Raw genomic sequence first — 15,567 nt, 5'->3', positions numbered from 1 at the left:
CTGATTTTTGAAGGAATCCCTCTGCCACTATGAGAAGCAGACTGTCCTTCTCTATTCTACAGGTTCCATGATCGCGGTCACCTTTGCTGCAGTAGCCGCGTCCATTTTGCCCAGAATATTCGCTCTCGATTGTGCGTCCATGCTGTCTAAGATATCTGCCACCAGCTGCAGATTATCTGTCATGGTATCAAAAATTGCAGCCGCCTCTTTTGGCTTCATGGAAGAGTACGCTTTCACATAATCATCCATCTCGTCGTTGGCTGCCGTCTGTTCTACAACCTGACGGTAAATGATCTCCGCATCCGCAGGATCAATGCTCTCATAATACTGCTTATATTCCTCTATATCGGGTGCTGAATCTGAAAACACAACCTCCTGATAGAACTTTTGCTTCTCAGCCTCAAAATCCGCCTCGTTCTGCTTGTACTGTGCCAGTTCTGCGGACTGGCTCTCAAGCTGTGCGATATATTCCGCATTTGCGCTGGACGTATTCTGTGCATCCGCAAGTTCTTTCTCCAGTTCCTTGATTCTGGCAACCGCATCGTCAATGGAAGTATAGCCGTAAGCGTCATCCTCCGTTGACACTTCCTCAGTCGCGCTGTCCGGCAGGATTTTGTTCACATAAGGAACATCCTTTAACACCGGCGCCAGAACGGATGATCCGAAACCGCCGACATCGCACTTGATCAACAGGACGATGATGGCAAGCCAGATTAAAATAATGATCAGGGTAACAAAGAACACGGCAATCTTGCCGCCAGTCGATGTCTCGTCATCCATATCCAGATCATCATTTAACTCTTTTGCCTTTTTCCGGTCCGCTTTCTTCTGTGCCTTCGCTTCTGCACGTGCAGCCTTCTCCTGTGCCTTTGCTGCCTTTTTATCTAATACTTCGTCTTTCTCTTCTTCTGCCATTTGAGACCTCCGTGCCTATCCTTCATGGTAATTGTAGCTAACAAGCTCGTCTATTTCCTTGCTCTCTGCCTGGGCGATTTCCTGCTTAAATTCTTCAAACGCACGCTCCCTGAGCTTCTCATGCGTCTTTCGCTCCACCATCACCCGGTTCAGTTCGATTCGCGCCATCTCCAGCGTCTTTTCCGCGGCGTGCACCTTCATCATCTGTGCTCTCTGCAGACTCTTCATCACATCGATCGCACGCTTGCATTCCCGGATCTCCTGGATATCCAGCGTTCCGTTGACCAGTTCTTTTGATTTTCTCTCGTAGCCGGCCCTGCGCATCAGGATCTCTCGAAGCTTCTCCTGCTCTTCCGCAAGCTGTCTGCTCGCCGTCGCATATGCAATTTTTGCCTGATTCTCCAGCTTGATCTTGATGTCAAGAATGTTCTGCATCCGGTATGTAAACTTTGCCATACACTGCGCCTCTTTTCCGCGGAGCGTTCTTAATCTTCAAATAGTTTCTTCAATAAATCGATTTCCTCGTCAAACAGGAACTTTTCATCTGTCCTCTGGCACAGGAACTGATTCACTGCGTTGATCTTCTGAACCGCATAGTCAATCTCACGGTTGGAACCGCTCTTGTAAGCTCCGATGTTGATCAGATCCTCCGCTTCGTTATAAGTAGCCAGTACATTCTTTAAACGTCCGGCAAGCTCCTTGTGCTCGCTGGTCGCTATGGCGCTCATAACACGGGAAATACTCTGTAAAATATCAATCGCCGGGTAATGATTCTTGTGTCCCAGTTTTCTGGAAAGCACGATGTGTCCGTCCAAAATGCTTCGGGCTGTATCGGTAATCGGCTCATTAAAATCATCACCGTCTACTAGAACGGTGTAAAGTCCTGTGATGGAACCCTTGTCCGAAGTACCGGCACGTTCCAGAAGCTTCGGCATCTCCGAGTATACACTCGGCGGATATCCCCTTGTTACAGGCGGTTCTCCGGACGCGAGGCCGATCTCACGCTGTGCCATGGAGAATCGGGTCAAAGAGTCCATCATCAGCAGTACATCTTTTCCCTGATCCCTGAAATATTCGGCGATTGCGGTCGCCGTCTTCGCAGCCTTGTTACGGATCAGTGCCGGCTTATCGGAAGTCGCCACCACGACGACGGAACGCTTCATTCCCTCTTCCCCGAGATCCCTCTCGATAAACTCGCGCACCTCACGGCCACGCTCTCCGATCAGGGCAATGACATTAATGTCCGCTTTTGTATTGCGGGCGAACATACCGAGCAGGGTGCTCTTTCCGACACCGGAACCCGCAAAGATTCCGATACGCTGTCCTTTTCCCACGGTAATCAGCCCGTCTACCGCCTTTACGCCAAGCGGAAGCACCTCCGAGATAATCTTACGGCTCATCGGATCCGGCGGATCCGCCTCGACCGGATATTCGCATCCGCCCTCAATGACTCCGCCGTCGGTCGGTCTTCCGATACCGTCCAGTGTGTGTCCCAGAACGCCGTCCCCGACAAGCACCCCAAGCGGATGTCCGGTATTCTCAACGATACATCCTACCCCGATGCCTTCCACATTTTCAAACGGCATCAGCAAAAGTCTCTTATCCCTGAATCCGACTACCTCCGCCATCACCGCGTGGTCTTTCTCTCTGTCAATGACAATTCTGCAGAGATCGTTTAACTTTGCATCCGGTCCGACAGATTCAATCGTAAGTCCGACAATCTTTACAACCTTTCCAAGGCGGTTGAAGTAGGTCTTTTCTCCAAGTTGTAAATATTTTTCAAATTGATGTGTCATCATTCTCTCACCTTACGAACATAAAGACCGGATATCTTTGATCAGATTCTCAAGCTGTGTACCGAGACTGCAGTTAAACACGCCGGAATCGGTCTCTATCGTACAGTCATTTCCCTCCACCGTCGCGTCCGAGACAATCTCAAGCTCAATGTCATGTCCCACACGATCCAGGATCTCGGTCTTGTGATTCTCCAGAAACAGTGCATTGTCCTCCGCCACCTTCACCCGGAACCGCTTGTCGTCTTCAATATTTAAAATGGCATCTTCAATCAGATGCATCAGTATCTCTTTTTTGTCGTCAAACTGAATATGGAACACTTTTTCAAAGACGGTAACGATGACATCCACCAGATCCTGTTCCATATGTTCGCGTTTGTCCCTGTAATCGCTGTCAAGATCTCCCTGCTTTTTCCTGTAGGACTCCTCAAGCTGCACGCGAAGCTGCTCATTCTCCTGCTCCGCCGAAGCTCTGCCCTCCTCGTACCCCTGCGTCTTTGCAGATGTACGGATCTCCTCGGCATCTTCGTTTGCCTGTGCCAGTATCGCATCGGCATTCTGCTGTGCCGCCGCAAGGATCTCCTCGGCTTTTGCCTTTGCCTTTGCCTCATAATCAATCTGCGGCTCCGCTTTGATGACCTGACCCGGATCACCCGTCACAAGTCCGGCTGAAAATCCGCCTTCCTCTTCCTGCACATTCTGTGCCGGTGTCTGTGTCTGCGGCAGATCCTGTTTCAGGTGCTGCTGCAGGATCACATTGGAATCGATGATGCGCGTGTTTGTGGAATCCGTCTGAACAAACCACTGTTTATAAAGATTAGACAACGATCTCGTCACCTCCGCCTCTTGAGATTACAATCTCGCCTGCATCCTCGAGTTTACGAATGACGCTTACGATCTTCTGCTGAGCCTCCTCAACATCCTTCATTCGCACAGGTCCCATAAACTCCATATCTTCCTTGATCATCGCAGCAAGACGTTTGGAGAGGTTCTTAAATATAACATTCTGTACTTCCTCGTTCGCCGCCTTCAAGGCAACGCCAAGGTCTGCATTATCCACATCTCGCAGTACACGCTGGATTGCACGGTCATCAAGCAGCAGAATATCCTCGAATACGAACATCTTCTTGCGGATCTCGTCTGCAAGCTCCGGCTCTTCGATCTCGAGAGACTCCATGATATGTTTCTCGGTCGAACGGTCGACTGCATTTAAGATGCTGACAATAGCGTCCACGCCGCCGACGATTGTGTAATCCTGGTTGACCAGGGAAGAAAGCTTTCTCTCAAGTACCCGCTCCACTTCCTTGATAACATCCGGCGATGTACGATCCATCATCGCGATACGTTTTGCGACATCCGCCTGTTTTTCCGGCGGCAGCGCCCCCAGAACCATCGACGCCTGCGGTGCTGTCAGATAGGACAGAATCATGGCAATGGTCTGCGGATGTTCGTCCTGAATGAAGTTCAGCAGCTGGCTTGGATCTGTCTTGCGCACAAACTCGAACGGACGCACCTGAAGGGATGCTGTCAGCTTGGAGATAACCTCCTGTGCCTTGTCCGCGCCAAGCGCCTTGTCGAGCAGTTCCTTCGCATAACCGATACCGCCCTCCGCAATATACTGCTGAGCCAGACAGATCTGATAGAACTCGTTTAAGACATCCTCCTTGACCTGCGGTGAAATACTTCTGGTATTTGCGATCTCAAGGGTAAGTTCCTCGATCTCGTCCTCCTTAAGATGCTTAAAGATATCTGCTGACCGCTCCGGTCCCAGTGTAATCAGAAGAATTGCAGCTTTTTGCAGTCCTGTAAATTCCTCGTTTTTTGCCATATTACTCCCACTCCTCGTTGAGCCAGTTGCGCAGTAACGATGCAGCCGCCTCCGGTTTTTCTTCTACGAATTTTTCGATCAGTAAACGCGTCTCGGACTTCTCATTGTAGCCGATGTCCTCAAGCGGCTCCTGGTTCTCTTTTGTGGATTCCAGCAGGCTTTCCACGGAAAGTTCCTCCTCCATCTCTGCCTGTTTCTCCTTTCTGGTGCTGCGGAATACCACATAACCAAGCAGGAGAAGAATCAGTACCGCAAGTATGATCTGCAGATAATCCGACAGGGTTCTTCCACCGGAAGAATACTGGAAAATCGGCTCGTCATAAGCGATGATGCTGATGTTTGCCTCAGGAAACCCCGTTGCGTTGGCGATCATCGTGTAATTATCCTGATCCACCGTCGTCTTGACCGGGTCACTGTTTGCCGCAATATACTCGTCAAATGTCATGTTATCCAGCGCACCGGATGTCCTGAGTGTGTCCTCATCATAGATCACATAATTTTTTACCACGATCGCAATGGAGGAAGTATCGTAATTGATCGTTCCGGTCGCCGCCGTGCGGTCCGTCACTTTTTCATTGTTCTGATACTTTGTCGTGGTATCGGTGATCGTGGACTCGGTATAATTGTTATCCTCAATCACATAGGATGTATCGTCATTGGAATCTGTGCCCGGTGTGGCAGCTGCGCCGCCGACACTGTTCGACTCATAATTGCTCTGCTCATCGATCATACCGTTTGTCTGACCGTCTGGTGCCGAATACTGTCGCTCCGTCTCGCGGTATGCGTCAAAATTCATATCCAGCTTTGCCGCCACTTCCGCATGATCATAAAGTCCCGAGCCGACCAGAACATCCTTTACCTCGCTCTTTAGCAGATTCTCCGTCTTAGTTCTCAGAGAGAGAGCTGGCTGCTCGCGGTTCCGACCGACGAATCAGAATCTCCGCCCGAAAAAAGGACATTGGAGTTCGAGTCCAGAATCAGAACGTTGTCCGTCGTGTCATTGCCGAGCTGTGTCGCTATGTACTGTGCCAGTCCCTGTGCCTGCTCGTCGCTCATATCTGAATTCAAGGTAAGAATTACCGCCGCGTAGGAATCCTGCTCTCTCGCAAGAATCGTGCCATCATCATTCGGGATGTCCAGTGTCACAGACGCGCTCTCGACGTTTGACAGTGTCTCCAGCTGATCTGCGAAATAATTCTCCAGATACAGCTTGTATTTCTTGGTCTTGTCCGCCTCGGTGGAGCTGAATCCGCCGTCAAACACATTGTCAATGGAAAATCCTTCCGTCGGGACACCGTTCTGCCCAAGCAGAATCGACGCCGCCGCATTGTCCTTTTCATCCACATAGAATGTCAGCCCGTCATCCGACATCTGGTAGGAGATGCTTCCGTCATTGTCCAGAAGGTCTTTTACTTCACCCGCCTGCGCTGTGGAGGAGCACTCGATAAGCGTTACCATGTTCGGCTTCCCGACAACCACCGCCAGAATCACCAATGCCAGTATAATTACCGCCACAATGCTTCCGAGCAGGATTCTCTGCTTGGTTGTAAACTTTTTCCACCAATCCGTTATCTTCGTTAAAATCTTTTGCACCTGTTCCGGCATAATTTCTAACTCCATTCATTAAATCTGCATGTTCATGATCTCTTTGTATGCATCGAGCATCTTATCTCTCACTGCAACTGTGTACTGCAGCGCCTCATACGCCTTGGCTGCCGCAATCTGCATATCGTGAGGATTGTCCGCCTCGCCCAGCGCGAACTGGATCTTTGCCGACTGCGAATCATTCTGCAGATCATTCGTCTCGTTGAGCATATTGATCGCCGAAGACAACACCGAGTCAAAGCTCTCATCGGTGTCCACAGACAACAGTGTCTTCTGTGTTACCGCACTCATGTAATCCGGTGAAGTGGCATTCGTCAATAAACTGATATCCATCTGTATTTCCCCCGTTTCATCCTAATCTATGTCTTACTGACCGATCTTAAGTGCCGCCTGAATCATGCTCTTGCTGGCATTAAACGCCGTCGTGTTCGCCTCATATGCACGGGACGCGTCAATCAGGTTCGTCATCTCTGTCACCGTATTCACATTCGGATAACGCACATAGCCGTTCTCATCCGCATCCGGATGGGACGGATCATACTCCATTGTAAAATCGGTCTCTGTATCTTCCTTGACGGAGGTAACCTTCACGCCGTTGCCTACAGCCCGCGCTCTGGATGACTGATAATATTTGCTGAACGGAGTCAGATCCTTTTCCGCAAACGTCACAATCTTGCGGCGGTACGGTTCACCGTCCTCCGTACGCGTTGTATTGACATTGGCAATATTCTCCGCGATGGTGTCGATGCGGAAGCGCTCTGCCGTCATACCGCTCGCACTGATGTCAAAAGACTGAAATAATCCCATATGCTACCTCCTGTTTATTTAAGCACTAATTTCATACGATTGAATTCTTCGTTGATCGATGTCGTCAGCATCTCATAGCGGAGCTGCTCCGATGCCAGTTCCACCTGCTCCGTATCCACATCCACATTATTGCGGTCCAGACGATAGGAATAATTGGAGGAATCCGTATAGGTAGACACATCTAAGCCCGAAAGATCCGAGTTCAGTCCCCGCACTTTCTTATCCAGCGGAATATACTTCGAGCTGCCAAGCTCCCGTTTCAGCGCAGATTCAAAATCCACATCCTGTCTCTTATAGCCCGGAGTATCCGCATTTGCTATGTTGTTGGAAATTGCCGACTCACGTTTCCAGCTGGCATCCGCCGCCTTATCCATGATGTTAATATAGTCGAACGCATTCGTAGTTATCATATGTATCGCCCTCCGCTTCACCTAGTTTCCCAAACTATCTTATTCTATTATAAAATATGGTTTCGTAATTGCAAGAGATTTTTGTTATTTTTTACACTATCTTGTAGATTTTTGCATAATAAGTACAAGATATTAGCAAAATTGTCAAATAAACCCGCATAAAAAGCCACGTTCCACGGAAATAAAAAAGAGCGCACCCTTCGATACGCCCTTTCGTCCTGTTTATTTTTTCTGATTCTGCTTTTTGATCTTGTCGAGTTCGTCGAATACAACGTCGTTCAATACTTTGATGTAGGTTCCCTTCATGCCGGAAGAGCGCGACTCAATCACGCCTGCACTCTCGAACTTGCGCAGTGCATTCACAATGACGGATCGTGTGATACCCACGCGGTCGGCAATCTTGCTTGCTACAAGGATTCCCTCCTTGCCGTCCATCTCATCAAAAATATGAATGATCGCTTCCAATTCCGAAAATGACAACGTGCTGATTGCAGATTTGACAATCTGAACCTTTCTTGTCTCCTCCGCATTCTCCTCATTCACGGAGCGCATCATTTCCAGACCGACCACGGTTGTCCCGTATTCGCTCAAAATGATATCGTCAATATCGTACTGTCTGTCTTCTCTGTAGACAAACAGCGTGCCAAGCCGCTCACCCGCAATATCAATCGGCGTGATGATCGCAGTGTATTCCTTCACGTGATCTACGAAACCTAACGTCTCAAGATTGACATTCTCCTTGGTAGAGAGGATTCCGAGCAGACGTTCGTTTAGCAGCGGGTCGATGAAACCTCCCACCTCGTCCACGATCAATTCCTGGATCTCATCCACTCCGGGACACACGCCCGTTCCAAGAACCTTTCCCTTTTTGCTGATGACCAGAATATTGGATGCAAGAATATCCTTCAACACATCGCAGATATCATTAAACACGACCTTTGAAGAGCTGTTATTGTGCAACAGCTTATTGATTTTTCTGGTTTTGTCCAACAATTGAACACTCATGTCCGTGCCCCCATTTCGTTTCGAATCTCTTTTTCGTTATATTTCATATTTTAACACGTCAATTCTGAAAATTCAATATTTTCGTAATATTTGACATATTTTTTTAACTATTTTGTATCCTCGTCCGCTTTTCTGTCACGGGTGTAGCCGCATCCCGCATCTGCACAGGCGATCTTATTGCCTTTTACCACCATATAGCCGCCGCACTTCGGGCACTTCTCCGCTACCGGGCGTGACCAGCTCATAAAATCGCACTCCGGATTATTCTCGCAGCCGAAATACTTTCTGCCTTTCTTCGTCTTGCGGAGGACAACGTCTTTTCCGCACTTCGGACATGGCACGCCGATTTTTTCCAGATACGGCTTCGTGTTCCTGCACTCCGGGAAGCCCGGGCATGCCAGGAATTTTCCGTGCGGTCCGTATTTTACCACCATGTTTCTTCCGCACTGGTCGCAGACAACATCCGTGACCTCGTCCTCGATCTTGACTTTCTGTAGCTCCTTCTCCGCCACTTCCACCGCGGCTTCCAGATCCGGATAGAAATTCCGCACAACCGTCTTCCAGTTCACAGCGCCCTCTCCGATGCTGTCGAGCAGCGACTCCATATTGGCGGTAAAATGCTCATCCACGATGCTCGGGAAGGATTCCTTCATAATCTGGTTGACCACCTCTCCCAGCTCCGTCACATACAGATTCTTCGCTTCCTTGACAATGTAACGTCTGCCAAGCAGCGTCGTGATCGTCGGCGAGTAGGTACTCGGACGTCCGATTCCCAGCTCCTCCAGCGTCTTGACTAAGGACGCCTCCGTGTAATGCGCCGGCGGCTGTGTAAAATGCTGCTTCTCATCGAAGGTGTCCAGCGTAAGCTTCGTATCCTCATCGATTCCTTTCAGCAGAACATTGTTCGTGTCCTTCTCGTCGTCCTCGCTCGTGTACACAGACATAAATCCCTCAAAGGAGACCTTTGATGCCGCGACACCAAAGCGGTACTTTCCGGCACCGATCTTCACGTTCGTCGTCTCATATACCGCAGAAGCCATTCTGCTTGCGGCAAAACGCTTCCAGATCAGCTGATAGAGGCGGAACTGGTCTCTGGAAAGAGATTCCTTGACCACCGCCGGTGTTCTCGCAATGTCGGAAGGACGAATCGCCTCATGCGCGTCCTGGATCTTGGCGCCGCCCTTCTGGGTAACGGTCTGTGTCGCTACGAATTCTTCCCCGTAATTCTGTGCGATATACGCTCTCGCATCCGCATCCGCCTCATCCGAAATACGGACGGAATCCGTACGCAGGTAGGTGATCAGACCGACCGTTCCCTGTCCCTTGACGTCAACGCCCTCATAGAGCTGCTGGGCAATACGCATCGTCTTGGAGATCGGGAAATTCAATGTCTTGGATGCCTCCTGCTGTAAGGTACTGGTCGTAAACGGCAGCGGCGCTTTCTTCACGCGCTCACCCTTTTTCACTTCCAGGACTTCAAACCGCTCTCCGCGGATCTCGTCCATGATACGGTCCGCCTCCTCGCGGCAGGTAATCGCCAGTTTTCCGTTCTCGTCCCCGTGGAACTTTGCTGTCAACGGCTTCTTTTCGCCGTCCGCCTTGAGCTTTGCATCCAGCGTCCAGTATTCTTCCGGAATGAATGCATTGATCTCGTCCTCGCGGTCGCAGATGATGCGCAGTGCTACCGACTGTACTCTTCCGGCGCTCAGCCCACGCTTTACTTTTGCCCACAGAAGCGGGCTGATCTTGTAACCCACAATACGGTCCAGAATACGTCTGGTCTGCTGTGCGTTGACAAGATTCATATCGATATCGCGCGGCTGCTTTAAGGACGCCTTGACCGCGTTCTGCGTAATCTCATTGAAGCTGATTCTCCGCACATTCTTGCCGTCCAGCTTTAACGCCTGGCTTAAGTGCCATGATATTGCCTCTCCCTCACGGTCGGGGTCGGTTGCGAGATACACTTTGTCTGCCTTTTTCACTTCTTTACGAAGCTTGGCAAGGATATCTCCCTTTCCACGGATCGTGATATACTTCGGTTCATAATCATGCTCGACATCGATTCCCATCTGGCTCTTCGGGAGATCCCGCACATGCCCGTTTGAGGCAACTACCTCATAATTTTTTCCAAGAAACTTTTTAATTGTTTTTACCTTAGCGGGTGACTCGACAATAACAAGGTACTTAGCCATTCATACATCTCCTTTATGCTGATTTCTCAAATCCGTCTGATATAACAATTCTTAAATGCTTCCGTAACAAACCCCTTTTTCAGAAGAATCCCCAGAATCTGCGCCAGTTCGGGCACAGACAGGTCTGTCTCCTCCAGAAGTTCTTCCATACTTTTCGGTCGTAAATCTACACAACTATACACCAAGCGTTCTTCTTTTTCAAGTAATAATTTTTCAAAGGTGCATGTCTCCCCGCCCGCTCCGGGATCCGGCGCAAGCTCCTGTATAAACGATTCGAGATCGGAAACTGCCCCCGCTCCCTGCCGGATTAAGCTGTTGCATCCCGCCGACAAGGCATCTGTAATCCTGCCCGGAATGGCATAGACATCCCTCCCCTGCTCCAGCGCAAAATCCGCCGTGATCAGCGATCCGCTCCGCTGCTTTGCCTCCACCACAACAACCGCCCGGACAAGCCCTGATATGATGCGGTTGCGCTGCGGAAAATATCCCGGAATCGGCTGCGTGCCGGGCGGATACTCCGAGACAACCGAGCCCCGTTCCAGAATCTCCTCATACAGCACCCGGCTGCTCTTCGGATAGCAGACATCCACGCCGCACCCTAAGACGGCGCAGCTGATTCCGCCCACGTCAAGCGCTCCCTGATGCCCCGCAGCATCGATGCCGCGCGCCATTCCGCTCACAACACCGACGCCGCGCGCCGCAAGCATTCTCCCGAGCTCCCTTGCAACCGTCCGCCCGTATTCGGAGCACATTCTCGCACCGACAATCGCAACGGTCTCTCCCTGCGGGAGGCATCCCTTTACATACAGTCCGTACGGCGGATTTGCGATATGGCGGAGCCTCTTTGGATAAGATGCATCCTCCAGCGACACAAACGAGATCCCGGATTCACACATCTTAGCGTACGCTTCCTCCATGTCCGTCTTTTGCGCAGCCCGGACCGCCTGTATTTCTTTTGCCAATAATTGCAGATTTTCCATCTGCTTTTCGCTAAGAAAATAGATATCCTGTGCATTCCCGACCTTTTCATGGATACTGATTTTCGCACAGTTGGAGAGTCCGGGAATATTTGCAAACCAATACGCATAATTCATCTCTTCACCTCTCCCAGAACTTTCTGTCAAAGCTTCTGTAGCAGATTGCCTCCTCCAGATGCCGGTCGCAAATCCGGTCTCCGCCGTCCATATCCGCCAGCGTGCGTGCCACCCGCAGAAGCTTATGGTAAGATCTGGCGGTGAGCTGCAGCTTTCCGTAGATCTCTTCCATATACTGCTCCTGCTTCTTGTCAAGAGCACAATACTCCCGGATCTTCGTGGCAGGTATCTGGCTGTTGTACGAAAATCCTTCCTTCCGGTAGCGCTCCCGTTGAATGTCCTGTGCCACCGCCACGCGCTTCTGAATTGCCGCCGATGTCTCCTCTTTTTGCTGTCCGGTTAATTCCCCGAATGTCAGCGCCGGCGCCTCCACACAAATGTCAATCCGGTCTAAGATCGGCTGGCTGATCCTCTCTAAGTACCGGTGGATCGCCGTCTGCGTACACCTGCATTTCTGCATATCGGGATAATAGCCGCACGGGCACGGATTCATCGCCGCCACCAGCATAAAATCTGCCGGATAGACATAACTTCCGCCAAGACGCACCAGATGAACCGCCCCCTCTTCCAGCGGCTGGCGCAGCGCCTCAACCGTCTCCCTGGCGAATTCCGGAAGTTCATCCAGAAACAGCACGCCCTTATGTGCCAGTGAGATCTCCCCCGGCTGCGGGATTCTTCCGCCGCCCGTAAGCCCCTGCACACTCACGGTGTGATGCGGCGCCCGGAACGGGCGCTGCGTAAGCAGACCGTTCTCCCCGGCAAGCATTCCTTTTACACTGTAGATTTTGGATAACTCCATGCGCTCCGCCTCCGCAAGCGGCGGCAGAATGGACGGGATACGCGATGCCACCATGGTCTTGCCCGCACCCGGCGGTCCCACAAACAGCAGATTGTGCATTCCGGTTACCGCAACTTCACACGCCCGCTTCATCAGCCGCTGTCCGTGGATCTCCGAAAAATCAGGAAGCACTGCGGGCTGTGTTTCTTCTATATTATATTCCTCTGCGGCGTACTTCTCCCACGACGCATCCTCAAGAAGCCGCATGACCTCCCCGATATTTTCCACACCGCAGACAAGCATCCCGGAAACAAGCGCCGCCTCTTTTCGATTCGCCCGCGGCACAATGCAGCGCCGGATTCCGCGTTCCTTTGCCTCCGCCACCATCGGGAGCACGCCGTGAACCGGCTGCACCACGCCGTTTAATCCGATCTCACCCACGATCAGCACATCATCCAGTACCGCATGCGGAAGCCTTCCCATCGCAGCCAGCACCGCCACTGCGATCGGCAGATCAAACCCGGCTCCGGATTTGCGGATGTCCGCCGGCATAAAATTCACGGTAATTCTGCGCGGCGGCAGCGCACACCCCACATTGCGGAGCGCTGTGCGCACCCGCTCCCTGGCTTCTTTGACCTCAGACGCCAGAAAACCGACCATCTCAAAAACAGGCATCCCGTCGCTCACATCCGCTTCCACGCAGACAGGCACACTCTGGATACCGCGTATCGTTGCTGTTGCTACTCTGCTATACAACCTGTTCTCCTTTTCATTATAGAAAGATCTGGAATCTCTGTGCAGTGAACACTGCTGAATATCTTAGAAAATACATTTGTTAAAAAGACATGTTTAGTATAACATCATTTGTAGAAAAAGGGAAGCGGCAATTTATCTCCCGCCCCCCGCGCTTTCCATTCCTTTTCGCAGTTTTTCCAGCGCCCGTTTCTCGATTCTCGACACATACGAGCGGGATATTCCAAGCGCCGCTGCAATCTCACGCTGTGTCATCGGTTTACAGGCATAGAGACCGTACCGGTTTTCTATGATATAGCGCTCCCTGCCGGAAAGCAGCTTCGGCACAAGTGCCAGCACCTCTCTGGTGCGTCTGTCGGTCTCGATCGTCTCCACCACATCCGGTTCATCGCTCTCCACAATATCCAGCAGATGAATCTGATTGCCCTCTTTGTCCGTTCCGATCGGTTCATACAGAGAGACCTCTCTGGCCGTCTTCTTTTTGGAACGGAAATGCATCAGCAGTTCATTGTCAATGCATCTCGCCGCGTAAGTTGCCAGGCGGCTTCCGTAATCTTCTTTATAAGTAGAGATTGCCTTGATCAGACCGATGGTTCCGATGGAGATCAGATCTTCCATATCTTCATCGGAATTCTGATATTTTTTCGCCACGTGCGCTACCAGGCGCATATTCCGAAGCGTCAGTTCTTTTTTTGCCTCAAGGTCGCCGTCTTTCATTTTTTTCAGGCATTCCATTTCCTGTTCTGGTGTGAGCGGAGATAAGAAAGTTTTCACAACGCACCTGAAAAGCTTTATTGATACATTCTATGTATGGGCCATGTTTTCCGTGCTTTTCCCCTCTTTTTTCCGCAAACAAATACATGCCGTCTTTACATCTCCCCCGCCGCTTCGCTATAATAGCGTTACATGAAACAGGAGGAATTTTTATGCTGCGCACCCTTACCTACCGCATTTTATCCGCCACGGACGGGCAGACCATTCTGCATTATTTAAAAAGTCTCGGCTATTCCGGGCCGATACTGGTACATTTAAAGAAAACAGACCACGGCACCCTCTTGAACGGCGTGTGGGCGCATATGAATGAAACGCTTCACACCGGCGACCTTCTCTGTCTTCATCTGGAGGAGAATACTTCCGGCACCTCCATTTTTCCGCAGCAGATTCCCCTCGCGATCTGTTACGAGGACGAAGATCTTCTGGTGATTGACAAGCCGGCAGGCATGCCGGTACACCCGTCTGCCGCGCACCAGAGGGATACGCTTGCAAACGCCGTCACGGGATATTACCGTGCAAAAGGCGAAATCCGCCCGTTCCGCTGCATCAACCGGCTGGATGCCGACACGAGCGGCCTGATCATCGTCGCCAAAAATATGCTCTCCGCCGCCCTGCTCGGCAAAGCCATGCAGCAGCGTATGATCCGCCGGGAATACCTCGCCGTCGTATGCGGCACGCTCACCGGAAGCGGCACCGTCCACGCGCCGATTGCCCGCGTAAAACCGGGCGATGTCCGCCGGCAGGTTGATTTTCTCTGCGGGGATGATGCCATCACGCACTATAAAAGTCTCTTATGCCACGCCCCCTATTCCCTGCTCTCCCTTCATCTGGAAACGGGGCGCACGCACCAGATCCGTGTCCACATGTCCGCGCTCGGCTATCCTCTGGCAGGCGACCAGCTCTATTATCCGGCATTTTCAGACACAAAAATAAAACGGCAGGCACTTCATTCCCACCGTTTGTCTTTTTCTCATCCCGTCACCGGGGAGATGCTTACGTTTACTTCTCCGCTTCCCTGTGATATGGCTGCGCTAATTGATCCAGAACCTTCTGCTCATAGGGGATCTTCCCTGCCAGCAGTTCTTCGCGGATAAATGTATTGACTTCCGGCTCGCCCCGGACAGCGAGCCGGTACAAAAGCAGTTCAAGAAGCGCCCGCGTATCCTTGTGCATGACATGAAAATCCTTTCCATGCAGGTAATACTCTAATGCGCTCCGGTCGGTATAGCGCTCCTTCTGGTAATTTTTCGAGGCCGCTACACGGTCGATATACATCTCCACCACGTACCGCAGAGGCATTTTCATGCCGCAGAGTCCCTTGTCCCCGCCCTCGTCCGGCACGCCGTAGTCAATCCAGTATTCCATGTGATGCTTGTTCCGCCCTTTGTGGTGCAGCCACGCGGACGAGTATCCCTTATCCTTGCGCTCTGCATTGTTCGGGCTCATTGTTCCCTGATAATATTTACAGCCCACCAGAAATTCTGTCGGCGTATATTTCGACAGATCATGTAATAATCCCTGTTTGTATAACCCCACCGCAAAACAGCCTTTCATGACCAGATGCTTGTGATGGTTGATCGTGCAAAAATGTTTCCATGCTTTCATAATAATGT

At 51.1% G+C, this 15,567-nt stretch carries 17 protein-coding genes; 1 reads left to right on the top strand and 16 read right to left on the bottom strand.

The genetic code is table 11. The features are described from left to right. Nucleotides 1–51 precede the first annotated feature (51 nt). The 15 genes from RHOM_RS06795 to sigK form a co-directional block, all read right to left on the bottom strand. Entirely contained in the window at nucleotides 52–915 is an 864-nt protein-coding gene (locus RHOM_RS06795; RefSeq protein ID WP_014079547.1) for a MotE family protein, read from the bottom strand. A 15-nt stretch (nucleotides 916–930) separates the two neighbouring features. Next, nucleotides 931–1,371 (bottom strand): flagellar export protein FliJ, encoded by a 441-nt coding sequence (gene fliJ, locus RHOM_RS06790; RefSeq protein ID WP_014079546.1) that lies wholly within the window; start codon nucleotides 1,369–1,371, stop codon nucleotides 931–933. Nucleotides 1,372–1,400: 29 nt separating this feature from the next. Further along, the gene (gene fliI, locus RHOM_RS06785) at nucleotides 1,401–2,711 is read right to left on the bottom strand and encodes a flagellar protein export ATPase FliI (protein WP_014079545.1); all 1,311 of its coding nucleotides are present in this window, start codon (nucleotides 2,709–2,711) and stop codon (nucleotides 1,401–1,403) included. A 12-nt stretch (nucleotides 2,712–2,723) separates the two neighbouring features. Beyond that, on the bottom strand, nucleotides 2,724–3,545 hold the full coding sequence (locus RHOM_RS16910; RefSeq protein ID WP_242823170.1) for a FliH/SctL family protein: 822 nt from the start codon (nucleotides 3,543–3,545) through the stop codon (nucleotides 2,724–2,726). Next, nucleotides 3,526–4,536, bottom strand: coding sequence for a flagellar motor switch protein FliG (gene fliG, locus RHOM_RS06775; RefSeq protein WP_014079543.1), 1,011 nt, complete (start codon nucleotides 4,534–4,536; stop codon nucleotides 3,526–3,528). The genes RHOM_RS16910 and fliG overlap by 20 nt, the downstream gene beginning before the upstream one ends. Before the next feature lies 1 nt (nucleotide 4,537). Next, nucleotides 4,538–5,332, bottom strand: coding sequence for a flagellar M-ring protein FliF C-terminal domain-containing protein (locus tag RHOM_RS17920; protein WP_242823169.1), 795 nt, complete (start codon nucleotides 5,330–5,332; stop codon nucleotides 4,538–4,540). Nucleotides 5,333–5,427: 95 nt separating this feature from the next. Next, complete coding sequence (locus RHOM_RS17915) at nucleotides 5,428–6,156, bottom strand: hypothetical protein (protein WP_242823168.1); 729 nt, start codon at nucleotides 6,154–6,156, stop codon at nucleotides 5,428–5,430. 3 nt (nucleotides 6,157–6,159) lie between these two features. After that, nucleotides 6,160–6,474 carry a flagellar hook-basal body complex protein FliE gene (gene fliE / locus RHOM_RS06765; protein WP_014079542.1) on the bottom strand — a complete coding sequence of 105 codons (315 nt, stop codon included), beginning with the start codon at nucleotides 6,472–6,474 and terminating at the stop codon, nucleotides 6,160–6,162. A gap of 33 nt (nucleotides 6,475–6,507) precedes the next feature. Then, nucleotides 6,508–6,948, bottom strand: a complete 441-nt coding sequence (flgC, locus tag RHOM_RS06760) for a flagellar basal body rod protein FlgC (protein WP_014079541.1) — start codon at nucleotides 6,946–6,948, stop codon at nucleotides 6,508–6,510. A 14-nt stretch (nucleotides 6,949–6,962) separates the two neighbouring features. Beyond that, nucleotides 6,963–7,358, bottom strand: coding sequence for a flagellar basal body rod protein FlgB (gene flgB, locus RHOM_RS06755; RefSeq protein WP_014079540.1), 396 nt, complete (start codon nucleotides 7,356–7,358; stop codon nucleotides 6,963–6,965). Between the two features lie 222 nt (nucleotides 7,359–7,580). After that, a complete protein-coding gene (gene codY / locus RHOM_RS06750) occupies nucleotides 7,581–8,363 on the bottom strand; it encodes a GTP-sensing pleiotropic transcriptional regulator CodY (RefSeq protein WP_044024634.1) in 783 nt (260 codons plus the stop codon). 107 nt (nucleotides 8,364–8,470) lie between these two features. Beyond that, complete coding sequence (topA, locus tag RHOM_RS06745) at nucleotides 8,471–10,555, bottom strand: type I DNA topoisomerase (protein WP_014079538.1); 2,085 nt, start codon at nucleotides 10,553–10,555, stop codon at nucleotides 8,471–8,473. 26 nt (nucleotides 10,556–10,581) lie between these two features. After that, nucleotides 10,582–11,649 (bottom strand): DNA-processing protein DprA, encoded by a 1,068-nt coding sequence (gene dprA / locus RHOM_RS06740; protein ID WP_014079537.1) that lies wholly within the window; start codon nucleotides 11,647–11,649, stop codon nucleotides 10,582–10,584. Nucleotides 11,650–11,653: 4 nt separating this feature from the next. Next, the gene (locus RHOM_RS06735; protein ID WP_014079536.1) at nucleotides 11,654–13,183 is read right to left on the bottom strand and encodes a YifB family Mg chelatase-like AAA ATPase; all 1,530 of its coding nucleotides are present in this window, start codon (nucleotides 13,181–13,183) and stop codon (nucleotides 11,654–11,656) included. Nucleotides 13,184–13,315: 132 nt separating this feature from the next. Next, nucleotides 13,316–13,954 (bottom strand): RNA polymerase sporulation sigma factor SigK, encoded by a 639-nt coding sequence (sigK, locus tag RHOM_RS06730; protein ID WP_044024633.1) that lies wholly within the window; start codon nucleotides 13,952–13,954, stop codon nucleotides 13,316–13,318. Between the two features lie 152 nt (nucleotides 13,955–14,106). Between sigK and RHOM_RS16905 the strand changes: the two genes are divergently transcribed. Next, nucleotides 14,107–15,048 (top strand): RluA family pseudouridine synthase, encoded by a 942-nt coding sequence (locus RHOM_RS16905; protein ID WP_014079534.1) that lies wholly within the window; start codon nucleotides 14,107–14,109, stop codon nucleotides 15,046–15,048. On the opposite strand, the gene RHOM_RS06720 is transcribed toward RHOM_RS16905, so the two are convergent. After that, on the bottom strand, nucleotides 14,954–15,559 hold the full coding sequence (locus tag RHOM_RS06720; RefSeq protein ID WP_014079533.1) for a DUF5662 family protein: 606 nt from the start codon (nucleotides 15,557–15,559) through the stop codon (nucleotides 14,954–14,956). The two genes, RHOM_RS16905 and RHOM_RS06720, sit on opposite strands and share 95 nt — an antisense overlap. Nucleotides 15,560–15,567 lie beyond the last annotated feature (8 nt).

It is taken from the genome of Roseburia hominis A2-183, from assembly GCF_000225345.1.
Taxonomy (GTDB): Bacteria; Bacillota; Clostridia; order Lachnospirales; family Lachnospiraceae; genus Roseburia; species Roseburia hominis.
The sequence above is the reverse complement of the archived record's forward strand: the minus strand, read 5'-3'. Positions and strand labels throughout refer to the sequence as shown.